The sequence below is a fragment of the Pseudophaeobacter sp. 1A16562 genome, assembly GCF_041008785.1.
In the GTDB taxonomy this organism is placed as follows: Bacteria; Pseudomonadota; Alphaproteobacteria; order Rhodobacterales; family Rhodobacteraceae; genus Phycobacter; species Phycobacter gallaeciensis_A.
In genome coordinates this window covers 407,063-429,533 of record NZ_JAXGFT010000001.1, presented here as the reverse complement: position 1 = coordinate 429,533, position 22,471 = coordinate 407,063, and the positions used below count along the sequence as shown (strand labels likewise).

Below are 22,471 nucleotides of genomic sequence, written 5' to 3'. Positions count from 1 at the left end.
CCATGACATTGCTGCAACGGCTGTTTCACATCCCCCTGTTTGGCCCGGCGCAAACACTTGCTCTCGCTTCAGGGCCTGCCTCCCTCATCCTGGCGCGGGTGGGCCGCACGCTGGACCGGATGACACCCCAGCTTAGTGCCCCTTCCACGCCGAAGGAGCGGCAGGCAAAAGGTTATATCGCCTTGGTCGGGGCAGGGCCGGGGGCGGCGGACCTTTTGACCCTGCGCGCCGTCAAACGCCTGCAGCAGGCCGACGTGATTTTCTACGACCGGCTGGTCGATCCTGAAGTGCTGGAGCTTGCCCGGCCCGGTACTGAAATGGTCTTTGTCGGAAAACATGTCGGGGCGCACAGCTGGCCGCAGGAGAAGATCAACCGCGTGATCGTAACCGAAGCTCTGAAAGGACGCCGCGTTGTGCGGCTGAAATCCGGCGATCCCGGCATCTTTGGCCGCGCCAGCGAAGAGATGGAGGCCGCCGATGAGGCGGGCATCCCGGTTGAGCTGGTGCCTGGCATCACTGCAGCCTCAGCCGCTGGGGCGGCGCTGGGGCGCAGCCTGACCAGTCGCGGTGTTGCCAATGCGCTGGTGCTGACCACGGGCACCGGCTGTGCCAGCGATCCCTTTCCCGATTGCACCCGCCTGTCGGGGCCGGGCACGACGACGGCCTTTTACATGTCGGTGCGTCAGGCGCGGCGGCTCGCGGATCAGTTGATGCAGAAAGGCCTGCCTGCGGACAGCCCCGTTGATATCGCAGTGGAGGTCTCCAAACCCGGGGAGCGGCATTTTGCTGCCACGGTGGGCTCTTTGGCGGATGTCATCGCGGCCTGCCACATCACCGGCTGCGCGATCCTGCTGGTCACCTGGCCAGAGGGCGGGGTGCCCACAGTGCAATCGCAAACGGCGGCGGGCCAGACCGCCAAGGTTCCAAAGGCCGTGGCGGTTGTCTGATCTTCAGGCCCAGTCCAGCGGCGTGATGTCAAAGGACTTGATCCGCGAATAGAGCGTCGTCGGTTTAATCTGCAATAGGGCGGCGGCGCCGGTCGGGCCGGAGACGCGCCCACCCGCTTCGCGCAGGGCGGCGATGATATTGTCCCGGATCATCTCCTGCATTCTGGCCTCGGTATGGAACCTGGTGCCGGGCGCAGGGGCGTCTTGGGTCGTGCCGGAGAGTTCGATGACCAGCTTGCGATCCTGCGAGACGATGGCGGCGCGCTCCATCGCATTGTGCAATTCGCGTACGTTGCCGGGCCAGTCATAGGCCTGCATCTGCTGCATCACCCGTTCGGTGATCACCGGCACCGGCCGGTTCAGCCTGCGGCAGGCGATCTTCAGAAGGTGTGCGGCCAGCAGCGGAATGTCTTCGCGGCGGTCGCGCAGTGGCAGGCAGTTGATGGGAAAGACGTTGAGGAACAGAAACAGATCCTCGCGGATGCGCCCGGTGCGGCGCACTGTCTCCTCAGCCAGCGAGGTCGCTGCGATCACCCGGATATCGAGCGGCTTTTCCCGGGTATCGCCCAGCCGGGTGACGGATCCGCTTTGCAGGGCGTGCAGCAGTTTGCCCTGAATTTCGACCGGCAGTTCCTCGACATCGTCGATGAACAGGGTGCCGCCGTGGGCCAGTTCCAGTTTGCCGGGCTTGTCGCGCATGGCGCCATTCGGGGCGCCGCGCATCTGGCCGAAAAGTTCGGCCTCGACCTCCTCGGGGGCGACCGAACTGCATTTGAAATGGATCAGCGGGCGCCGGGCGCGGGGGCTGGTCTTGTGGATTTCGGTGGCGACCAGCGATTTCCCGGTGCCGGTTTCGCCGCTGATCAGGACAGTCGCCGTTGTCTTGGCCACCAGATCGATGCGGGCCACGATCTGCCGGATGGCGGGCGAGGATCCGATGATGTCGTGATGGGCGCGCTCTGATGTGATTGCCTCTTGCAGATAGGCGTTTTCCTGTTCCAGCCGGTCACGTAGGGCCGCGACCTCTTCCATCGCCTCGCGCAGCTTGCGTTCGCTTTCCTTGCGCTCGGTGATGTCGCGGAAGATCACCACCGCCCCAACCAGCACCTTCTGATCGTAGATCGGGGTCGAGACATATTCGACCCGGATCGGCTTGCCATCCTTGCGCCAGAACACTTCGTCCTCGATCCGGTGGACCTGTTCGAAGCGGAAGGAACGGTAGATCGGGCATTGCTGTGACGGGTAGTGTTCGCCGTTGAGGTGATGATGGTGGATCATCGAGTGGATGTCCTTGCCCAGCAGATCTTCGGAGGTCCAGCCCAGCATCTCACGCGCGGCGCGGTTGACGAATGTGGTCTTGCCCTCGGCGTTGACACCGTAGATGCCTTCGCCTGCAGCGTTGAGGATCAGCTGGTTCTGGCGTTCCAGCTCGGCAAAGAAACCTTCGGTGCGTTTCCAGTTCACGAGGCCGGCACGAAAGGTTTCCGCCAGGGCGGCGGTTTCGGCGCGCTGATCAAGGGCACGCAGATCGGTCAGCGCCAGGATGATCCAGCCGTCCTGTCCCGGTACCGGCTGCGCCCGGAGTTCGCAGTTCAGCGCGCTGCCATCCCCGGCCCGCAGGGTAACATCGCGGGTCCAGCTTGCGCCGCGATGGTCCACCTCCTCGAGGAACACCACAAACCGGGGCATGTCCTTGCCCAGGTAGTGTGAGAAGGGCAGGGGCGCGCTGCCTTCGTGCCCGTTTCCGAGGAGCCGGGCAGCGGATTGGTTCCAGTCAACCACCCGGTCTTCCGTGGTGTCGAGGACAAGCATGGCCTCGGGAATCGACTGCAAAAGGGAATCGGCGTTGAGAAGATCGAGTGACATGGGGAAAGGTTAATCGCTGCCGCAGAGCGGTTTAAACGAAATTTCATAATTTACGATATGTCGTAATTTTGTGTGGTCCGATTTTCACATAAGATGCTGATTTTTATGTTTTTTGTTTGCTGCACAAATGTTGGGCGGCTGCTTTTTTTGTCCCGTGTCGACTGTCAGAGTTTACGAAACATTGACTGAAAGGGGACACCCATGACGACAAAGAGCCTTGGAAATCCGTTCTCGGATAAGACCGATCTGCGACACGGCGCCGATTGCGGTTGCGATGGATGCCTGTCCGGACACGGCCATGACAAGGGCCACACCGAGCCACAGCATATGTCCTCTGACGACATGATGGAACGCGCCGTCGAAAGCGCCATCGTGCGCTCGGTCTTCGGGCACAATGACATCGGTCGCCGCTCTTTCATGGGCATGCTGGGCGGCAGCACGGTGGCTGCGGCGCTGGCCTCGGTCTTTCCGATGGAGCAGGCCAAGGCGGCGATCCTTGACGAGCTGGGTCCGCCGGAGAAATCCGATCTCAACATCGGCTTTGTGCCGATCACCTGCGCCACCCCGATCATCATGGCGCAGCCGATGGGGTTCTACGAACGTTACGGCCTCAATGCGCAGGTCATCAAGACGGCCGGCTGGGCCGTGGCCCGCGACAAGTCACTGTCGGGGGAATATGACGCCAGCCACATGCTGACACCGATGCCGCTGGCGATGACGCTAGGCGCCGGATCCATCGCAGAACCCTACATCATGCCCGCGGTCGAGAATATCAACGGCCAGGCTATCGTCCTGTCGAACGAACATCTGGACAAGCGCGATCCGAAGCAGTGGAAAGGCTTCACCTTCGGCGTGCCGTTCGAATATTCGATGCATAACTTCCTGCTGCGGTATTACGTGGCCGAACACGGGCTGGACCCGGATGTCGATATCCAGATCCGCGTAGTGCCGCCGCCGGAGATGGTCGCCAACCTGCGCGCTGGCAACCTTGATGGTTACCTGTCGCCCGACCCGTTCAACCAACGCGCCGTCTGGGAAGGCATCGGCTATATCCACATGCTGACCAAGGACATCTGGGAAGGTCACCCTTGCTGTGCCTTTGCCGCGCCGCTGTCCTTTGCGACCGAATTGCCGAACACATACGGCGCCCTGCTGAAATCGATCATCGACGCCACGCAATACGCGTCAAACCCGGAAAACCGCAAGGAAATCTCCGAGGCCATCGCACCGACCAACTACCTGAACCAGCCGGTTCCGGTGATCGAACAGGTGCTGACCGGCACCTATGCCGATGGTCTGGGCGAGGTTCAGCGCGTGCCCGACCGGATCGATTTCGACCCCTTCCCCTGGCATTCCATGGGGGTCTGGATCCTGACCCAGATGAAACGCTGGGGCTATATCGAAGGCGACGTCGATTACAAAACGGTGGCTGAGCAGGTCTATCTGGCCGCCGACGCCAAGAAGGTGATGAACGATCTCGGCTACGAGGCGCCCGACGTCACCTACAAATCGCACACCATCATGGGCAAGACCTTCGATCCGGCCAAGCCCGAAGAATACGTGTCCAGCTTTGCGATCGGAAAGGGGTGATCCATGCTGGATAACCTTTCAGTCAATCAGCGTGCGGTGATCCTGTCCGTGGTGATGCTGGTGGTGGGCCTCCTGATTTGGGAGGCCGCCATTCCCGCCCAGAAGGCGGCCTCCGAGCTGACGGAATACGAGCGGCTGACCGGCGGCGGTGCCCCCAAGGCCGGGGTGCCCCCGCCAAGCCAGGTGATCGCCAAGGCCTGGGAACAGCTATCGAACCCTTTTTATGATGCAGGCCCCAACGACAAGGGCATCGGCATCCAGATCGGCTATTCCATCTACCGGGTGCTGACCGGCTATTTGATGGCGGCGCTGATCGCGATCCCGCTGGGTTTCCTCATCGGGATGAGCCAGGTCGCCTATAAGGCCTTCAACCCCTTCATTCAGGTGCTGCGCCCGATCTCACCGCTGGCCTGGATGCCGCTTGCGCTGTTCATCATTCAGGACAGCGAGGCCTCGGCGATCTTCGTGATCTTCATCTGTTCGATCTGGCCGATGCTGCTCAACACCGCCTTTGGCGTTGCCGGGGTGCGCGAGGACTGGGTCAACGTGGCCCGCACGCATGAACTCGGCGCTTTGCGCACCGCCTTTACGGTGATCCTGCCTGCGGCGGCGCCGACCATCATCACCGGTATGCGGATCTCCATCGGCATCGCCTGGCTGGTGATCGTTGCGGCAGAGATGCTCGTGGGGGGAACCGGCATTGGCTACTACGTCTGGAACGAGTGGAACAACCTCGACCTGACCTCCGTCATCTTCTCGATCCTCATGATTGGCGTTGTTGGCATGATGCTGGATGCCGCCTTTGGTGTCCTGCAGCGCGCCGTCGCCTACGCCGAATAGGAGCATTCCAATGCCTAAACCCTTTCTCAGTATCGAGCGTCTGACGCAGAAATTCCCCGACGGTCAGGGGGGCACCCTGACCGTTTTCGAAAACGCCACCTTTGGCATCGAAAAGGGAGAGTTCGTCTGCATCCTTGGCCACTCTGGCTGCGGCAAGTCGACGATCATGAACATCCTTGCCGGGCTAGCCGAGCCGACTTCGGGCGTGGTCAAGATGGATGGCACCGAGGTCTCCGGCCCGTCGCTGGACCGCGGGGTGGTGTTCCAGAACTATTCGCTGCTGCCCTGGCTTTCGACCCTGAAGAACGTCACCTTTGGTGTGAAGGCGCGCTATCCCGACTGGTCCAAGGCCAAGGTCGAAGAACACGCCCGGGAATATCTGGCCATGGTCGGGCTTGAAGGCGATGTGGTTCAGCGCAAGCCGAGCCAGCTGTCGGGTGGTATGCGTCAGCGGGTCTCCATCGCGCGGGCCTTTGCCAACCATCCCAAGCTTCTGCTGCTGGATGAACCCTTTGGCGCGTTGGATGCGCTGACCCGGGGCACCATTCAGGACGAACTCCTGAAGATCTGGGGCGGGACCGAGCAGACGGTATTCATGATCACCCATGACATCGACGAGGCGATCTTGCTGGCTGACCGCATCCTGCTCATGACCAACGGTCCTTTTGCCCGCGTGGCGGAGTCGGTGGAGATCACCATCCCGCGTCCGCGCAGCCGTACCGAGATCGTCGAACATCCCAACTACTACGCCATCCGCAACCATCTGGTGCAGTTCCTTGGCCAGAGGTCGAAAGAACTGGCCGGACAGAAAAGCGACGATCCCGATCAGCGGCCCGAAACCGTGCGGATCGACAAAACTGCGGCAGAACCCACCACCGAAGCCGCACCAGAACCGGAACCGGCCCGCCACCTACAGGCGGTCAACGACTGACAGGTCGGCGCGGCCGACTGAAGACAAATCAGGAGGACAACAGATGAAAGATACTTTTGAGGTGCCCACGATGATGAGCAAAGAAGACGTGACCATGATGATCCTCTCGGCCAAGAAACAGGCCGGGATGACCTGGGAAGGCATCGCCGAAAAGATCGGCATGTCGCCGGTCTGGACCCATTCGGCCTGCATGGGCATGAATGGCTTTCCCAAGGACAAGGCCGAAGCGCTGGTGACGGCCCTTGCCCTGCCGCAAGAGGCGGTCTCGGTTCTGGAAGAGCCGCCGACCAAGGTTTGGGAACAAGCCATCCCCACCGATCCCTGCATCTATCGACTGTACGAAATCGTCGGCGTCTACGGCCCGACCATCAAGGCGCTGATCGAAGAGAAATTCGGCACCGGCATCATGTCAGCCATCGATTTCGACATGCAGGTGATCCGCGTGCCCCATGAAAAGGGCGACCGGGTCAAGATCGAGATGTCCGGCAAATACCTCGGCTATAATTCCTGGTAAGCCATCAATCGGCCCATGTGCATTGGAACATGGGCCGCAGAAACCGCCGCCCCGGCCGTTCCGCCCGATCCTCTTCCCGGGCAGGATGGTCGGGGTGGTCTATTTTGGATCAGTGGTTCAGCTGCGCGCGCAGCTCTTCTGCCTCGCGGCGGGCATCGCGCAGACCTTCCATGGCCGCGCTCAGCTCGGCTTCGGTCTGGGTCAGCTGGTTGGTCAGTTCCGCTTCGCGCTGTTGCAGATAGGTAATGGCCTGATCGCGGGTCTCTTCGGCCTCGTGCAATTCCTGGCTCATCCGGTCCAGATCGGCCACGTCGCTTTGCTTGACGCGGGTGAACCGGTGCACCAGCCAGTTGGCGAACCAGCCCATCGCGAAGGCGGCAAACAGGATGATTGCGGTGGTGAGGATGAACTCTGTCCTGTTCATTGGCCCGATGTCTCCTGTTCTGTGTCGCCGGTCTCAGTGTCAGCCGCCTGTGCGTCGTCACCTTGCGTATCGTCAGCCTGGGTTTCGGTTTGCGTATCAGCCTCAGTGCTTTCGGCCTCTGCTGCTGTCTCCTCCACGGGCGCCGCGGCGCTGTCGAGGGTGCTTTCCTCGCTCTCGCCGGTTGTCGGCAGCAGCAGGCGGAAATCGATGCGGCGGTTGGCTTCGCGGCCTTCCTCGGTGTCATTCGAGGCGATCGGGCTGCTTTCGCCAAATCCACGCGCGATATAGGTCGAGGTCAGGATCCGCCGCGCCCGCAATTCGTTGAGCACCGATTGCGCCCGCGCCTGGCTGAGGTTCTGGTTCATCTCCTCACGGCCCTGACTGTCGGTGTGGCCCTGAATTTCCAGCCGCACCGGGCCGCATTTCTCAAGGATCGCGGCGATCTTGTCGATGATCACGTTGCTGCCGGCCTCCACCGTGGCCGAGCCGGGCTCAAAGGTGATCTTGCCATTCTCCAGCTGCACGCTGGTCAGCGCCGCCTGACACAGCTCCGGCGCCATCGGTTGATCCTTGGGCGCGGGCGGCTCTTCATAGGTGATGTCGAGCTCATAGTCTTCGGCCTCGCCCAGTTTGGCGGAGAGGAACTTGGCGATCTCGGAGGAGGCATCCTTGCGGTAGCTCATGCCGCGCAGGGTCAGATCCTCCGGCGTGACGCTGACTGCACCGCGCTCCAGATAGGAAAGCGCCTCAAGCCCGGCCAGCACCCGCACCGGCCAGTCGGCAGGGAGGCCTTCGGCCACCCGCGCCGCAGTATAGACGCTGTCGGAGCCGAACCGCGCCTTGGCATAGCTGTCGGCGATGGTTCGGGTGGCGGCATCGGTGATGCGCCCGCGTAGCTGCACCTGGCCTTCGGGGCTGAGCGTGGCGGTGAATTCGGGCGGTCCAGCAGCGGCATCGGTTTCCGGCATAGGCAGCACCGCATGCAAAGCAAAGACTTGCGGCAGCGCGGTTTCCAGCTCTCCAACCACCGTGTCGAACTGGGCCTCCGGCGTGCCTTCGGCGGCGACAAGGGTGATATCGGCGTTGGCGATGGTGACCGATCCCTGACCCAATTCCGCAAGGCTCTGAATGCTGAGTTCGGCGGCATCGGCCCATGTGGGGGAGGGAACCCCCATGCCAATCACGCAGTCGGCCTCTCCCTCCAGTCCGGCAGCGCGGGCGGCGGACAGGATGCGGGCGCGGCTTTCCTCGTCCTCGGCTGAGCAGGCATCGAACCGGGCACCGCTTTCGGAAATCAGGAACCGCAGGGTAAAGGGCGTGATCACCGGGCGCGGTGCCGCAATATCAAGGCTGAGACGGATCTGCGGCGGTGCCATCCTGCTCAGCTGGCGTTCAAAACTGTCGCGTTCTTCGGCGCTGTCGGCGATTGCGGTTACCGAAACCGCGCCTGCCTCGACCGAGATCTTGGAGCGCGGCAGCAGCTCCAGCGCCGCGACGGCAAATTTCAACGCCGGGTCCCAGCCATCGGGGGTCGGGTAATCGGCGGTTTCCAGAAGGTCGGCGACCTTCTTGTTGTTGTCTTCGGCGATCCGGTCCAGCTGACCGACCAGCGTCTCGCGCGAGGCGGACAGCGGGATCAACCCGCTGATTGAAATCCCCCGATCATTGCGCAGGATTTCCGCCGAAAACCGCGGCGGCGCCAATCCGTCCGAGGGCGGCACCGTGATATCGTCGATCACCCGCGCCGCATCGACAATGCTGCCTGCCAGAGAAATCGCTGCAAACCGGGTGGCCTCGTCCGGGGCGGTGCCCTGCAGGGTGACCCGCAGCCCGTCGGCGGTGACCTCGGCCCAGTGCAGGCCCGCAACATCCAGAGACCGGCGCACTTCGCGTTCGCTGCCACGCTCGACGGCTGTGACGGCAAACCCCGCTGCGATCAGGCTCAGCCCTGCCGCCGCAGCGAAGGACAAAGTCGGGATCAGAAACGAAGACAGGCGCATTGCAACAGCATTCCCAGATACGGTTGGGCTCTGTCATACAGGCCAGCGGCGGCCTGTTCAATCACACGAAAGTGGCCACGGCAAAGAAGATCAGCGGAATCAAGCCGGTATCGCGGTTGAGCCGGAACAGCTTCAACAGGCGGGGGTTGTTTTCGGGATCAAATACGCGCAATTGCCAGGTCATGTGCCAGCCCATAGCCCAGGGACCGGCAAGCGCAATCAGCAGGGTCAGCAGGTTGGCATCGACATGTGCGGCCAGCACCACGGCAAGGGCCATCAGGCCCACGGTTGCCACGATGAAGCGGCGTAGCCAGCTGGGGCTGTTGTCGCCAAACAGGCGGGCGGTGGATTTGACGCCGATCAGCGCGTCGTCCTCGGTGTCCTGATGCGCATAGATGGTGTCATAAAACAGCGTCCAGGCAATCCCCGCCAGATAGAGGATGACCGGCGGCCAGGCCAGCGATCCGGTATGCGCCACCCAGGCCAGCATCGCCCCCCAGTTGAAGGCCAGCCCAAGGAAGATCTGCGGCCACCAGGTGAAGCGTTTGGCAAAGGGGTAGACGGCAACCGGCAACAGCGCCAGCACGCCCATGCCGATGGCAGCCCAGTTGAAGGTCATCAGGATGCCAAAGGCCACAAGCGCCTGCGCGCACATCCAAGTCACCGCGCCCCGCACCGAGACTTGACCCGAGGGGATCGGGCGCGACCGGGTGCGCTCGACCGCGCCGTCAAAGTTGCGGTCGGTGATGTCGTTCCAGGTGCAGCCCGCGCCGCGCATCAGCCAGGCCCCAAGCCCACAGGCGACAAAGATCCAGGCGTCCTGCCAGACCGGGGTGTCATCCCAGAGGATGGCCAGCGCCAGACCCCACCAGCAGGGGATCAGCAACAGCCATGTGCCGATCGGGCGGTCTGCGCGGCTCAGCCGCAGATAGGGGCGCGACCAGGCGGGCGCGTGGGTGTCCACCCAATTCCCCTTGACCGCATCTGCGACCTGACCATCTGGTGTTGGCGATTGCCCTTGCATATGTAGGACCTCATGAGTGCGAAGATCAGACTGTATGTAGAGCACCCCTTGGGGGCAGGGCAAACCATTCCTTTGGACCGGGATCAGGCGCATTACCTCTTTGGGGTGATGCGGCAGGCTGTCGGCGCCAAGGTGGCCCTGTTCAACGGGCGCGATGGAGAATGGCTGGCCGAGGTGGCCGAAGCGGGCAAACGCGGCGGGGTTTTGAGCTGTCTTGAGCAGACGCGCCCCTTGCAGATGCCGCCAGACCTGTGGCTGATTTTTGCCCCGATCAAAAAGGCGCGCACCGATTTTATCGTCGAAAAAGCCGCCGAGATGGGCGCGGCGCGGATCATGCCGGTGCAGACCGAATTCACCAACTCCGAGCGCATCCGTCAGGACCGGCTGCAGGCCCACGCGGTGGAGGCTGCCGAGCAATGCGGTGGTACCTTCGTTCCCGAGGTGACCGACCTGCAGAAACTCTCGCGCCTGCTGGATCACTGGCCGCAGGAGCGTCAGTTGATGTTCTGCGACGAGGCCGAGGTGGGGCAGAGGCTGTTTCTGGATCGCGTCGAGGGTGGCGGCCGTCCGGGGGCGGGCGGACGCTGCCCGGCCTATCGTCCGGGCGAAGTCTCTCAGCCAGGGTCTTGGGCCATCCTCATCGGTCCCGAAGGCGGTTTCTCTGAGGCTGAGCGCAAGCGTCTGCACGGGATGCAGCAGGCCCATGTGGTTAGCCTTGGCCCGCGGATCCTGCGCGCGGACACCGCAGCGGTGGCGGCAATGACCCTGTGGCAGCAAAGCCTCGGGGATTGGTAACATGGTCTGGCGCGCGGCCCGCGCGGCTGACATTCCGCAGATAGAGCGCCTGCTGCGCCGACATGTGCAAAGCTCGATGTTCCTTCTGGGCAACCTGAAGGATCCCGGCAATGGACAGGCGATGGATCTTTGGGTGCAGGATGACCTCTCGGGTGTCTTTGGTCTGACAGAGGCGGGCATGGTGCTGATGCAGGCGCCCCACGCGCGCGCCGAAGACTGGCAGGCTGCATCGGTGATGCTGGCGGGACGCAGCATCGCGGGCTGCGCCGGAAACACCGCACAGCTGCGCGCCTTTCTCGCCGCCAGCGATCTTGTCTCCCGCCCGACCCGGCTGGATGAAGACGAGCCGGGGTTCTACCTTGACCTTGACCAGCTGGAAATACCGAAGGCCGAACAGGCGGCGCTGATTCCGCTGGCCGCGGCGCCGCGCGATCTGATGCTGGACTGGCGGGCGGCATATCATCGCGAAGTTCTGGGGACCGGGGCCGATGTCAGTGAAGAAAAGGCGGCGCAGGATATCGCCGGTTACCTTGACCGTGACAGTCACCGGGTTCTTTCAATTGCCGGGCAACCGGTTGCCATGACCGGCTTCAATGCCCAGATACCTGAGGTGGTGCAGATCGGTGGCGTCTATACACCGCCGGATTTGCGGGGCAGGGGGTTGGCGCGCCTTGCCGTCGCCCTGCATCTGGACGAGGCCCGCAAGGCCGGGGCGCAGCGGGCCGTGTTGTTCGCAGCCAGCCCGGCGGCAGCGCGCGCCTATGAGGCAATCGGGTTCCGGCCCGCTGGATCATTTTCTCTGGTGCTTTTTGCCCCGGAACAGGAGGTGCCATGAGTTTCATCCGACCCGAAGCACAGGCCAGCCTGTGGCGCTGGCGCGAGCTAATCGTCGCGGCGCTGATGTTGCTGGTGGGGCTGAAGTGGGCTTTCACCTCCTATGGATTTACCGCCATGACCGGCTGGGCGCTGATCGCGGTCGGGCTGGTTCTGGCCGTGGTAGGCGCGCAGCGGTTGCGCTTCCGGCTGGGCGCAGGCGGGCCGGGTGTGGTCCAGGTGGACGAAGGGCAGATCGCCTATTTCGGCCCTCTCACAGGTGGTGCCGTTGCGGCCTCTGAAATCGAACGGCTGCGGCTGGATCATACTGCGAAACCGCCCCATTGGGTGCTGGAGCAGCCGGGGCAGCCGCCGCTGGCGATCCCGGTGAACGCCGAAGGTCACGAGGCACTGTTTGACGTCTTTGCCAGCCTTCCGGGGCTGCGCACGGAACGGATGCTGGCCGAGCTGCGCAAGGCCGGTGCTCACCAGGTCGTGATCTGGGAGCGCATCCCAAGCCGACCCACCCACCAAAGGCTGCATTGACACCGGCGTCGTTTGGCCCCACTTCTGACCGCCGAAAACAGCGAAACAACAGGACGGAGTGCCCGGCATGTCCATTCCCCAGTCCGGCGGCGGACCGATCGAACGCCACGAACAGATGGCCGAATACCTGGCCTCCGGCTGTAAACCGAGCGCCGATTGGCGCATCGGCACCGAGCACGAGAAGTTCGGCTATTGCAAGGATACGCTGAAACCGCTGCCCTACGCCGGTCAACGCTCGATCCAGGCGGTGCTGGAAGGGCTGCGCGACCGCTATGGCTGGTCGCCCGTCACCGAAGGCGGCAACCTCATTGGTCTGACTAAGGATGGCGCCAACGTTAGCCTGGAACCCGGCGGGGCGCTGGAGCTTTCGGGCGCGCCTCTGGAAACCATTCACGAGACCTGCGACGAGGTGAACGTCCACCTGCGCGAGGTGAAGGAAATCGCCGACAAGATTGGCGTCGGTTTCATCGGCCTTGGCGCCGCTCCGATCTGGACCCATGACGAGATGCCGCTGATGCCCAAGGGGCGCTACCGGCTGATGAACGATTACATGGCCAAGGTCGGCACCATGGGCCGGGACATGATGCGCCGCACCACCACGGTGCAGGTGAACCTTGATTTCGCCTCCGAGGCCGACATGGTGCAGAAACTGCGCGTCGCCCTGGCGTTGCAGCCGGTGGCCACCGCGCTGTTTGCCAATTCGCCGTTCTTTGAAGGCAAGCCGAACGGCCACAAGTCCTGGCGCAGCAAGATCTGGCGCCATCTCGACGATGCGCGCACCGGCATGCTGCCCTTCGTCTTTGAAGAGGGCATGGGATTTGAGCGCTACGTGGAGTACGCGCTCGATGTGCCGATGTATTTCGTCTACCGCGATGGTGAATACATCAACGCGCTGGGTCAGTCCTTCCGCGACTTCCTCAATGGCAAACTGCCCGCGTTGCCCGGTGAAACCCCGACGCTCAGCGATTGGGCCGACCACCTGACCACCGCCTTTCCCGAGGCGCGGATCAAGAAATACATGGAGATGCGCGGCGCCGATGGCGGCCCCTGGCGCAGGCTCTGTGCGCTGCCGGCCTTCTGGGTGGGGCTGATGTATGACCAAAACAGCCTCGATGCGGCCTGGGATCTGGTCAAGGGCTGGGATGCGGAAACCCGCGAGGCCCTGCGTGTTGGCGCGGCGGAACAGGCGCTGCAGGCCGAGGTCGGAGACATCAAGATGCACGATCTGGCGCGTCAGGTGCTGGAGATTTCCGAGGCAGGCCTCAAGGCGCGCGCCCGTCCCGGCGCTGGTGGCATGGTCCCTGACGAGACGCATTTCCTCAACGCTCTGAAGGAAAGCATCGACAGCGGCAAGGTCCCGGCAGATGAGCTGCTGGAGCATTACCACGGCGACTGGAACGGCGATCTGACCCGGATCTACGCCGAATACAGCTACTGATCCTGCAGCGTTGCATCCGGTCATAGCACCGGTTTGGTGAGCATAAGCCAGAGAATTCCCAAAACCGCTGCAAAGGCGGGCCAGCCACAAGCGCACCATCAGCGAAAAAGCTGGTGGTAGCGTGCGGGCAAGGGCCTGCCTACAACATAGGCGGCGCGGGCCAGATCGCGCAGCCGGATCTGGATCCAGACCACCGGCAGCCAAAAACAGCCGACCAGCACATAAAGGCCGAGCGACAGGACGACCCAACCCTCGGTCAGGGGCCACCCGGCCTGTTGCGTCAGCAAGTATCCAGTGATGGGTTGCAGGATTGCGGCGGTTGCGGTGAAGATCCCATCGGCCAGCACCACGATGCCCGAGACATGGGCGATCAGCGCCGGATCACGGCTGCGGTTCGAGATCAGCATGAAGAAGGCAATGCCTGCGCCGGTGCCAAGAAGGACGGTTGCACCGATCACATGCAGGAAGAGAAGAAGATCGTAGGTCATCTTTCCTCCATCAGCAGCCAAACCATGCGGCAGGGCGCGATCCGTCAGTACGGCCATAGCGCCAGCGAGGTCAGCCAGTGCGATCAGGCCGGACAGGGTCCAGAACAGCGCAAGCACCGCAATGGCCAGCGGCAGAGCGAGATACGCGCGGGCAAAAATCCTGTCCTGCCGCGTGGCTGGGATACTGCGCAGCGTTGCTGTGAGGGATCGGCAGGGGGAACCTCCGGCGGCTGTCCAGTTCTGTGGATCGCCAGCTATTCCGTCTTGCAAGGCGGTGAGGGTGGTACTGCGCAGCGGCGCGCGCCAACCGAGGTGCCCGAGAAGATCCGCAACCGCGCCAATGGGTTTGAGAATGCGTTGATCAAGGGGCAAGGACCAGCGCGCGGGCGGGTATCCCAGCCAGCTCCGCATGGCTTGCAGCAGTTCGGGGAAGCTGCGGCTCTCCTCTTCGGTGAGATCCGCAAGGGTGCCAGCGGGCACCTCGGAACGGGCGGCCATGCAGATGGCTTGGGTCAGATCGTCGATATGAACCGTCTGGATCTGGGTCTCGGGGAAGAGACGGGGGGTCACGCCGGGCAGCGCCGCCGCTGCGCGCAGCAGCGCGGTGCCGCCATAGGCCTCGGGTGCCAAGACAAGCGTAGGGCGCAGGATGACCCAGTTGTGATAGCGTGCCGCGATCAGCGCATCGCCCCGCGCCTTGGTGCGGAAGAACCGGGTGCTGGCCTCGGGGTGGGCGCCTGCGGCAGAGATCTGGATCAAGCGGATATCCGCGCCTTCAAGGGCCGCGAGAAGGGTGGTTATCGCCGTGACATGAATGGCTTTAAGATCGTCGCGGCCGCCATCCTGAAGCGCGCCTGCCGCGTTCACCACAACATCAACGCCCGCCAGGATCGTTTTCCAGTCGCTGACAGAAAGGGCAGGGATGTCGCGGATGATCCACTCGGCCTGCGCATCGGACACAAGGGCGGCTGTGCGCGACCGCCCAAGGCCGATGGTGTGAAACCCCGCTTGCGAAAGCGCGCGCATGGTGGCGGCGCCGATCAGCCCGTATCCACCAAGGACCAGCGCCTTGGGGCGGGAGGAGGTGTCTTTGTGGTCGGTGGTCATGAGAAGCCTCGATTTGGCGATGCCGGGGACCGGTTGGGGAAGGGGGCGCCGCTGAGACGCCCCGCTTTCTGGGACCTGCGCTCAGGCGGCGCTGGTGACCGGTTTGCCTGTGGGCACTGTAGCAGGTGGGTTAACCGCCTCGCGGACCACGGCGCGCAGGGTGGCGACGGCGTGGGCGAAGCCGAGACCAAGGCAGATCGCTGCAAAGCCGAGCGCGGGCAACAGGCCCCAGACACCTAGGTCAAGAACCGGCATCGCGGCGCCGATCAGCCCGATGCCCCCGAGGGCGATCATGGCATAGCCGGTTGCGATGGTGACGCCTGCCACCTGCGCGGCACTGCCCGATTGCGGGCAGTCGCCTAAGATGCTGGAAATTTTGAGGATCATCAGGGTCATCGCGGTGACCATGAGAAGGGCGAGGGCGAGGTAGGTTGCGATTTGAAGCAGCATGGTGGTGTCCTTTCGATTCAGAGGGGTTGTTTGTAAAAATCACGTTTGAGAGAGGCGTAAATGCAGCCGCTAATCCAGCCCCAGATAGGGGCAAAGAGACTTCCCCAAACCAAGCGCATGCCATCCCAGCTTTGTGTGGAACGGGACATGTCAGGCAGTTGTAGAATGATCCCAAACAGAATGAGGTTGGTAAGAAATGCCAGCCCTGCCCATGCTTCCGGAGTGGAGTCGCGCATGGCCAGGTAGGCCAGCATTATTGGTGTTCCGGCCAGAACATAAACTGGTCCGCCGATAAGGGTGGCGAAGGGGCTGATCAGAGTCGGTGCTCCTATCAATCCAGCCAGCAGCGGCCCGCCGACGACGGCGAGGGCGAAGGCAACGGGGTCCACCAGGTGGCGCTTTGCCACGACTTCGGGCTCAGTATTTTTTAGCCTATCAGTTATTTCTGTCATTTGTGAAATCTCCAGGTAAAATTTTTTGGGCAGGTCTAGTCGGATTTACCGCCGGGCAGGAAGCGCACCAGTTTCGATCCCATCTTCAGCACCGCCAGATGCACCGCGCGGGGCAGGCGGGAAAAGTCCATGTACCAGTCATCAAACATCTGCATCACGCGCAGGGTCTCGCCCATGCGCGCCTTGATGACCTTGGGGGTGTTGTCCTCTTCGGCCTCGGCCATGACCTCTTCAAGGGCGCGTAAGGTAGGGGCGAACTCGCGTTCACGGCGGGCGGCGATCACGGCATCCACCAGATCGAACATGTCGCGGATCGAGGTGAAATGATCGCGTCGGTCGCCCAGCTGGCGGGAGGATTTGACCAGCCCTTGTGACTGTAGTTCCTTTAGCCCGTTGGATACGTTGGAACGGGCAAGGTTCAGCGTGTCGCAAATTTCCTCGGCGGTCAGCGCATCGGGCGAGATATGCAAGAGCGCGTGGATCTGCGCAACAGACCGGTTCACGCCCCATTTGGAGCCCATTTCCCCCCAGTGGAGGATGAAGTTCTGCATGGCGGGAGTGAGGTTCATTCGATTGATCCTGAAATTTCTGTAATGTCAGAAATAACTGGATTTAGAGTCGAGTCAAGAAAAAACCGGCGGCAGGGGAATCCTGCCGCCGGGTAAAGCGTCCGTGAGTGAGGTCGCTTTTGCTAAGGCGTGGGAACCTTACTGGTTCTGCAGCTCAACCGGATCTTTGTGCTCGATGTCGCCCCAATTTGCGTCGGCTTTTTCGATGAAGCCTGCGACGTCACCTTCCCAGCGCTCCTGGATGTCGGTTGCCAGGTTCAGGTACAGTTTGTCGTCAACGATTTTCCACAGGGTCGGGTCGCCGTCGAATTTGAAGCCCATGGCCGCGCCGAATGCGCAGTATCCGCCGTACTCGGGCAGGTAGGCTTCGGGGTTCTTTTCAAATGCAACTTTGTTTTCTTCGGAAGCAAAGCGATACAGAGCGTCGTTGTGCAGCGCGGTGATTTTCCAGTTGCCGGGGGTCGGCTCACCAACGGTGAAATATGCAACCGGGTCGTAGCCTTGCAGGGCCAGGCCGGTCGAGGACGCGTTCAGTTCCACGCCTGCTGCCATCGCCGAAGTCGCCAGTGCAACGGACAGCGCGACACCGCTCACAATAGTCTTGAATTTGTTCATGGTTCCATCCTTTGGAATGCGGGCCGATGGCGAAATGCGCCATGTGTCGGCCCTTGGGTCGATAGTCTGCGTGCAACCCTTTGCGGCTGTCACAGCACCCATGTGGAGGCAGAGGCGTTCACGTTCAAAACAACTCATAGTGACTGCGCTTGGTGGCACTTTTGGGTGTTCAGAACTGCACATCACAAGGCTGCGGGTTTCCTGTGATGGGGGTACGGCGCCTGCGGTCGCAGTGTCGAATGTTGCGCCGCACCAGCGCATTGCGAACAAAGGACAGGGAGCCTGACCGGATGAACAGGGTCTGACGCAAAAGAATGGTTAAAACTGCTTTTGCGCGGCAGGGAGCTTTAACCATTGCATGCTAGGAACCGGACCGCACATCCGATCAAGAGTCATCATGTTTAAAATTCGCTCCGAGGCCGACAAATGGAAATATGTCGTGGGCATTACCGGCATGGCCGTTTGCCTTTCGGTTCTGCTGACATGGCTGTTGCTGGGGGATGGGCTGTCGACCGATATGCTTCGGGCTTCGATTCTGGGGCCGCTGCTGATCGCACCGCCTGCCTGCCTGATGTCGGCCAACCGCTCGCTTGAGATCCACCAGCTTAACAAACAGCTGGAGCATCTTCTGGCCCATGACCAGATGACCAACCTGCTTAGCCGCAGTCATTTCATGCGGCAGATGCATGAGATGCAGGGGGATCTACGGGGCAGCTTCCTGATGCTGGATATCGACCTGTTCAAGCAGGTGAACGATACCTATGGCCACCTTGTGGGGGATGAGGTGATCCGCCGCGTCGCCGCGGTGATTGAAGAACACGTGAAGCAGGACGGGCTGGCGGCGCGCTATGGCGGCGAGGAATTCGTGGTCTGCCTGCCGCAAAAGGATCTCGATGATGCCATGCAGCGCGCCGAGGACATCCGGCAGGCGGTGGAGCGGCAGACCGTCAAGGTGCTGGACAAAGAGCTGAACTGCACGATTTCCATCGGGCTTGGCTATGCCGATGGCCGCAACCCGGTGGAGGAGGTGCTGCGGCGCGCAGATGAGGCGCTTTATCTGGCCAAGCGTCAAGGTCGCAACCGCGTTGGGGCGCCGCTGCCGCTGGCCACATAGGCCGGGTGCGCCGGGTGCGCCGGAGTTATTTCTGGCCGATTTTCGGTTCGGTTCCGGCGCGCAGGCGGGCGATGTTTTCCGAATGGCGCCAGAAAACGATCACGGTCAGGGCAATGGTCAGCGTCACGATCTGCGGCAGACCCAGCAGCAGTGCCCAAACCGGGGCGGCCAGCGCTGATAGGAGCGCCGAAGCCGATGACATGCGGGTGATCGCAGCGCCTGCCAGCCAGGTCAGGCAGGCAGCAACGCCCACCGGCCAGGCCAGGGCCAGCATCAGGCCCAGGAAAGTCGCAACGCCCTTGCCACCCTTGAAGCCGAGCCAGACCGGGAAACAATGGCCGAGAAAAGCCGCAAGCCCCGCCAGCTGCGCCGCGTCCTCTCCGGCGAGCATCCGTGCCAGAACCACCGCGGCCGCGCCCTTGCCGCCATCCAGGAGCAGCGTCAGCAAGGCCGCCAGTTTCGATCCGGTGCGCAGCACATTGGTGGTGCCGATATTGCCCGATCCAATGTCCCGCAGGTTGCCAAGTCCCATCAGCCGCGTCAGCACCAGACCAAAGGGAATTGACCCCAGCCCGTAACCCACAAGGGCCCAGAGCAGCATCATCAGGAACGGGGTGTCGAATGCAGGCATCAGTCTCTCCGGAAAACGGGCGCGCCGGCCACATAGGTTGCCAGCACTCTGCCCTGCATCCGCTGGCCGTCAAAGGGGGTATTCTGCGATTTCGATTTCAGCGTAAAGCGGTCCAGCACAAAAGGCACATCCGCATCGAACAGGATCAAGTCCGCAGGTGCCCCGGCAGTGAGGCGTCCGCAAGCCAGACCCAGCCGTTTTGCCGGGTTCAGGGACATCGCCCGGAACAGGGTCGGCAGATCCAGTTGCTCGGCATGATACAGGCGCAGGGCTGCGGGCAGCAGGGTTTCCAGTGCGACGGCGCCGGCAGCGGCTTCTTCAAACGGCAGGCGTTTGCTTTCCTCATCCTGCGGCGTGTGCATCGAGGAAATCGTGTCGATCAGCCCGCTGCGCACCGCTTCTATCACCGCCAGCCGGTCTTCTTCCGCGCGCAGCGGCGGTTTCACCTTGAAGAAGGTGCGGTAGTCGGCCACGTCGAGCTCATTCAGGGTCAGGTGGTGGATCGAGGTGCCAGCCGTGATGTCCAGCCCATTGGCCTTGGCACGCTCCAATGCGGGCAGGGCGCGGGCGGTGGTGATCTGGTCGGCGTGATAGCGCGCGCCGGTCATCTCCAAGAGTGCGATATCCCGGTCCAGCCCCATGCGCTCCGCCATGGGAGAGACCGCAGGCAGGCCGCGTAGGGTGGCGAATTTGCTGCTGCTGGCGGCGGTGCCTGCGCTCAGAACTGGCTCCTGCGGATGCGCAATCACCAAGGCGCCGCAGCTCTTGGCATAGGCCAGCGCGCGGGAAAACACCTTGGTATTGGCGACCACGTGATCGCAGTCGGAAAAGGCCACGGCGCCCGCATCCAGCAGAAAACCGATCTCGGTCATTTCGCGCCCTTCGCGCCCCTTGGTGAGGGCGGCCATGGGCAACACGTTGACCGGCGTATCGGCCTGGGCGCGGCGGGTGACGAACTCCAGCGTTTCGGGACTGTCGATTGCGGGATTGGTGTCCGGGCGGGTGATCATGGTGGTGACACCCCCCGCCGCCGCCGCAAGGCCGGCGGTCTTGTAGCTTTCCTTGTGCCGCTCACCCGGCTCGCACACCTTCACGCCAATATCGACGATACCGGGGGCGAGGCATTTGCCGTCGCAATCGACCACTTCGGCCTCTGTTGGGTCAATGTTTCGCGCACGAAACAGGTGCTCTACCTGCGTACCCTCGGGCAGGATTTCGGTAATCTGACCGTCCGCGACAAGCACAGCCCCCGGCGCATCCGTTCCGGCCTCGGGGTCGATCAGTCGGGCATTGATGAACAGAGTGGTCATGCGCGGGCTCTTTCGATGGCTGAGAGGGTGGCGGCCGGATCGGCCTGATACTTGATAAGGTGCTTGTCACCGCCCCTGGTGATGATCTGGACATAGCTGCCCATCGACCGGGCGGTCTCGATCTCACCCAGCGGCACCCGGCGCTCGGCGGGGCCGGTCAGCACACCATCTGCGATGCGCCAGACGACGGCCATTTCCTCGCTCGCCAGATACCAGCCGCGCAGGGCGATGGCAGCAAGCCCGCCGATGGCGCCGGTCCAGATATGCGGATTGCCCGCCGCCCAGAGGATCCCCATGCCCGCCGCCATGGCAAAGGCCGCCATCCAGGCGTGGGCGCGGATATAGGCGCTGCGGTCGGGGGTGAAGGTGATCTCGTCGGTACCCTGCTGCATGTCAGCGCACCAGCAGATAGAGCACGAGCCCGACCAACCCCATCACCACCGCAAAAAGCGTGGCGCCGATGCGGCGGGCCTCGGCGCGCGCTTTGCGCGGGGCCAGCTTCGGTGCGGAATAGGGTTTGGCGCTTTCCGTCTCAATCGGGGCGCCACTCCAGCTGGTGCCAGGCGTGCCGTAGGTGGCGACGGGCTGGATCTGCTCGGCGGGCGTCAGGCGCATCTCGCGTCCGCCAAAGGCGCGCGAGCGGATCACCATGACATGTCCTTCGAGCGCGGCAAGGCGCTCCCGGTCCGGGGCGATCTGCTCTTCCGGAACGCCCATGCCTTCGGTCAGGTAGCCTGCCAGACCAAGCTCTTCGAGGTCGCAGACCGGGAAGATTTCGACCTGTTCCATATCCAGCGCATCAATCCCCAGCACCTGCGCCAGCGCGCCCGGTTCCCGCAGGAAAGCGGCTTGTTCGGGGCGCATGTCGAGCTGGAACAGGCGGATCACGCCGTGTTCGCCCGCAGGGATATGTATGACACCCTCCACCGGGATCAGCCCGCCTCTGCGACGCGGTCGGCGCGCAGGTTGCGGGCCAGAAGGTCCATCGCGGCCATGCGCACGGCGACGCCCATTTCCACCTGCTCCTGAATGACCGAGCGGTTGATGTCATCGGCGATGGTGCCGTCGATTTCGACACCGCGGTTCATCGGGCCTGGGTGCATGACGATGGCGTCGGGTTTGGCCAGCGCCAGCTTTTCGGCATCGAGCCCGTAGCGGTGGTAGTATTCGCGTTCGGAGGGGATGAAACCGCCGTCCATGCGTTCCTTTTGAAGGCGCAGCATCATGACGACATCAACACCCTCAAGCCCCTCACGCATGTCATCATAGATCTCGGCGCCGAATTCGGCGAAATGGCCGGGCACCAGCGTTGGCGGCCCGATCAGGCGGATGCGGTTTTCCATCTTGCCCAGAAGGATCAGGTTTGAGCGCGCCACGCGGCTGTGGGCGATGTCGCCGCAGATCGCGATGTTGAGGCGATGCAGCCGTCCCTTGGCGCGGCGGATGGTCAGCGCATCCAGCAGCGCCTGCGTCGGGTGTTCATGCCGCCCGTCGCCTGCGTTCAGCACCGCGCAGTTTACCTTTTGCGCCAAAAGGCCCACGGCGCCGGAATGGGGATGGCGCACCACCAACAGATCGGGATGCATCGCATTCAGCGTCATCGCGGTGTCGATCAGCGTCTCACCCTTTTTGATGCTGGACGCCTGCATCGCCATGTTCATCACATCCGCACCAAGCCGTTTGCCGGCCAGTTCGAAGCTGGCCTGCGTGCGGGTGGAGTTTTCAAAGAACATGTTGATCTGCGTCAGCCCCGCCAGCACGTCGGAATGTTTTTCCGGGCGGCGGTTCAGATCCACGTAGGTATCGGCCAGATCCAGGATCTCGGTGATCTCATGGGGCTTCAGATGCTCGATCCCCAACAGATGACGGGCTGCAAAACCGGGGCCGGTGAGGGGTGGGGAAACATGAGACATGAGGCAGGCTCCGCGCTGTTTGCGCGCCCTTATAGGCGCGGCGTCGCTGCCGGGCAAGGCACCGTGCTGCCGCTGCGGGGTGGTTTGGCTCAAA

Annotated in this window: 23 protein-coding genes and 2 pseudogenes; 10 read left to right on the top strand and 15 right to left on the bottom strand. The window is 62.7% G+C overall.

Annotated features, from left to right (window positions below):
• The first annotated feature begins 2 nt into the window (after positions 1–2).
• Positions 3–947, top strand: coding sequence for a uroporphyrinogen-III C-methyltransferase (cobA, locus tag SM764_RS02105; RefSeq protein WP_369000887.1), 945 nt, complete (start codon positions 3–5; stop codon positions 945–947).
• A 3-nt stretch (positions 948–950) separates the two neighbouring features.
• Here cobA and SM764_RS02100 read toward each other — a convergent pair whose 3' ends face one another.
• Positions 951–2,813 (bottom strand): sigma 54-interacting transcriptional regulator, encoded by a 1,863-nt coding sequence (locus SM764_RS02100; protein WP_369000886.1) that lies wholly within the window; start codon positions 2,811–2,813, stop codon positions 951–953.
• A gap of 201 nt (positions 2,814–3,014) precedes the next feature.
• Between SM764_RS02100 and SM764_RS02095 the strand changes: the two genes are divergently transcribed.
• Genes SM764_RS02095 through cynS form a run of 4 tightly spaced genes read left to right on the top strand, consistent with a single transcriptional unit; the run spans position 3,015 to position 6,688 of the window.
• Entirely contained in the window at positions 3,015–4,403 is a 1,389-nt protein-coding gene (locus SM764_RS02095) for a CmpA/NrtA family ABC transporter substrate-binding protein (RefSeq protein ID WP_274834664.1), read from the top strand.
• Positions 4,404–4,406: 3 nt separating this feature from the next.
• Positions 4,407–5,243 (top strand): nitrate ABC transporter permease, encoded by an 837-nt coding sequence (gene ntrB / locus SM764_RS02090; RefSeq protein ID WP_274827548.1) that lies wholly within the window; start codon positions 4,407–4,409, stop codon positions 5,241–5,243.
• 10 nt (positions 5,244–5,253) lie between these two features.
• Positions 5,254–6,174, top strand: coding sequence for an ABC transporter ATP-binding protein (locus tag SM764_RS02085; protein WP_368999333.1), 921 nt, complete (start codon positions 5,254–5,256; stop codon positions 6,172–6,174).
• A 43-nt stretch (positions 6,175–6,217) separates the two neighbouring features.
• Entirely contained in the window at positions 6,218–6,688 is a 471-nt protein-coding gene (cynS, locus tag SM764_RS02080) for a cyanase (protein ID WP_237028372.1), read from the top strand.
• A 109-nt stretch (positions 6,689–6,797) separates the two neighbouring features.
• Here cynS and SM764_RS02075 read toward each other — a convergent pair whose 3' ends face one another.
• The 3 genes from SM764_RS02075 to ubiA all read right to left on the bottom strand — a co-directional run bounded on the left by SM764_RS02075 (position 6,798) and on the right by ubiA (position 10,136).
• Positions 6,798–7,112, bottom strand: a complete 315-nt coding sequence (locus SM764_RS02075) for a hypothetical protein (protein ID WP_274866876.1) — start codon at positions 7,110–7,112, stop codon at positions 6,798–6,800.
• Complete coding sequence (locus SM764_RS02070; RefSeq protein WP_369000885.1) at positions 7,109–9,112, bottom strand: OmpA family protein; 2,004 nt, start codon at positions 9,110–9,112, stop codon at positions 7,109–7,111. The genes SM764_RS02075 and SM764_RS02070 overlap by 4 nt, the downstream gene beginning before the upstream one ends.
• Before the next feature lie 61 nt (positions 9,113–9,173).
• Positions 9,174–10,136, bottom strand: coding sequence for a 4-hydroxybenzoate octaprenyltransferase (gene ubiA / locus SM764_RS02065; RefSeq protein WP_274839396.1), 963 nt, complete (start codon positions 10,134–10,136; stop codon positions 9,174–9,176).
• A 12-nt stretch (positions 10,137–10,148) separates the two neighbouring features.
• Here ubiA and SM764_RS02060 point away from each other — a divergent pair, with 12 nt between their 5' ends.
• The 4 genes from SM764_RS02060 (at position 10,149) to SM764_RS02045 (ending at position 13,728) form a co-directional block, all read left to right on the top strand.
• Positions 10,149–10,931 carry a 16S rRNA (uracil(1498)-N(3))-methyltransferase gene (locus SM764_RS02060; protein ID WP_274834660.1) on the top strand — a complete coding sequence of 261 codons (783 nt, stop codon included), beginning with the start codon at positions 10,149–10,151 and terminating at the stop codon, positions 10,929–10,931.
• Between the two features lies 1 nt (position 10,932).
• The gene (locus tag SM764_RS02055) at positions 10,933–11,766 is read left to right on the top strand and encodes a GNAT family N-acetyltransferase (protein ID WP_369000884.1); all 834 of its coding nucleotides are present in this window, start codon (positions 10,933–10,935) and stop codon (positions 11,764–11,766) included.
• Positions 11,763–12,290: a hypothetical protein gene (locus SM764_RS02050; RefSeq protein ID WP_065272447.1), complete on the top strand. Its 528-nt coding sequence runs from the start codon at positions 11,763–11,765 to the stop codon at positions 12,288–12,290. The genes SM764_RS02055 and SM764_RS02050 overlap by 4 nt, the downstream gene beginning before the upstream one ends.
• 67 nt (positions 12,291–12,357) lie before the next feature.
• The gene (locus tag SM764_RS02045) at positions 12,358–13,728 is read left to right on the top strand and encodes a glutamate--cysteine ligase (protein WP_274827554.1); all 1,371 of its coding nucleotides are present in this window, start codon (positions 12,358–12,360) and stop codon (positions 13,726–13,728) included.
• Positions 13,729–13,748: 20 nt separating this feature from the next.
• On the opposite strand, the pseudogene SM764_RS02040 reads toward SM764_RS02045, so the two are convergent.
• From SM764_RS02040 to SM764_RS02015, 6 genes and pseudogenes are all read right to left on the bottom strand, one after another.
• Positions 13,749–14,216, bottom strand: a pseudogene (locus SM764_RS02040) (DUF2269 family protein).
• Positions 14,217–14,849: 633 nt separating this feature from the next.
• Positions 14,850–15,323 (bottom strand): annotated as a pseudogene (locus SM764_RS02035) (NAD(P)H-binding protein); the annotation flags it as partial.
• A gap of 81 nt (positions 15,324–15,404) precedes the next feature.
• The gene (locus SM764_RS02030; RefSeq protein WP_369000883.1) at positions 15,405–15,773 is read right to left on the bottom strand and encodes a hypothetical protein; all 369 of its coding nucleotides are present in this window, start codon (positions 15,771–15,773) and stop codon (positions 15,405–15,407) included.
• A 17-nt stretch (positions 15,774–15,790) separates the two neighbouring features.
• Positions 15,791–16,225, bottom strand: coding sequence for a hypothetical protein (locus tag SM764_RS02025; protein ID WP_065272449.1), 435 nt, complete (start codon positions 16,223–16,225; stop codon positions 15,791–15,793).
• 35 nt (positions 16,226–16,260) lie between these two features.
• Positions 16,261–16,794 (bottom strand): GbsR/MarR family transcriptional regulator, encoded by a 534-nt coding sequence (locus SM764_RS02020; protein ID WP_065272450.1) that lies wholly within the window; start codon positions 16,792–16,794, stop codon positions 16,261–16,263.
• Positions 16,795–16,932: 138 nt separating this feature from the next.
• Positions 16,933–17,409, bottom strand: coding sequence for a YHS domain-containing (seleno)protein (locus SM764_RS02015; protein WP_065272451.1), 477 nt, complete (start codon positions 17,407–17,409; stop codon positions 16,933–16,935).
• 397 nt (positions 17,410–17,806) lie between these two features.
• On the opposite strand from SM764_RS02015, the gene SM764_RS02010 reads away from it, so the two are divergent.
• A complete protein-coding gene (locus SM764_RS02010) occupies positions 17,807–18,523 on the top strand; it encodes a GGDEF domain-containing protein (protein WP_274827559.1) in 717 nt (238 codons plus the stop codon).
• Positions 18,524–18,548: 25 nt separating this feature from the next.
• On the opposite strand, the gene plsY is transcribed toward SM764_RS02010, so the two are convergent.
• From plsY to SM764_RS01985, 5 genes are read right to left on the bottom strand one after another with little or no spacing between them, the layout of a single operon-like run.
• Positions 18,549–19,154 carry a glycerol-3-phosphate 1-O-acyltransferase PlsY gene (gene plsY, locus SM764_RS02005; protein WP_369000882.1) on the bottom strand — a complete coding sequence of 202 codons (606 nt, stop codon included), beginning with the start codon at positions 19,152–19,154 and terminating at the stop codon, positions 18,549–18,551.
• Positions 19,154–20,464 (bottom strand): dihydroorotase, encoded by a 1,311-nt coding sequence (gene pyrC / locus SM764_RS02000; protein WP_369000881.1) that lies wholly within the window; start codon positions 20,462–20,464, stop codon positions 19,154–19,156. Before pyrC ends, plsY begins: the two co-directional genes overlap by 1 nt.
• A complete protein-coding gene (locus SM764_RS01995; RefSeq protein ID WP_369000880.1) occupies positions 20,461–20,856 on the bottom strand; it encodes a hypothetical protein in 396 nt (131 codons plus the stop codon). The genes pyrC and SM764_RS01995 overlap by 4 nt, the downstream gene beginning before the upstream one ends.
• A gap of 1 nt (position 20,857) precedes the next feature.
• Positions 20,858–21,391, bottom strand: coding sequence for a hypothetical protein (locus tag SM764_RS01990; protein WP_369000879.1), 534 nt, complete (start codon positions 21,389–21,391; stop codon positions 20,858–20,860).
• 5 nt (positions 21,392–21,396) lie between these two features.
• Positions 21,397–22,377: an aspartate carbamoyltransferase catalytic subunit gene (locus tag SM764_RS01985; protein ID WP_369000878.1), complete on the bottom strand. Its 981-nt coding sequence runs from the start codon at positions 22,375–22,377 to the stop codon at positions 21,397–21,399.
• Positions 22,378–22,471 lie beyond the last annotated feature (94 nt).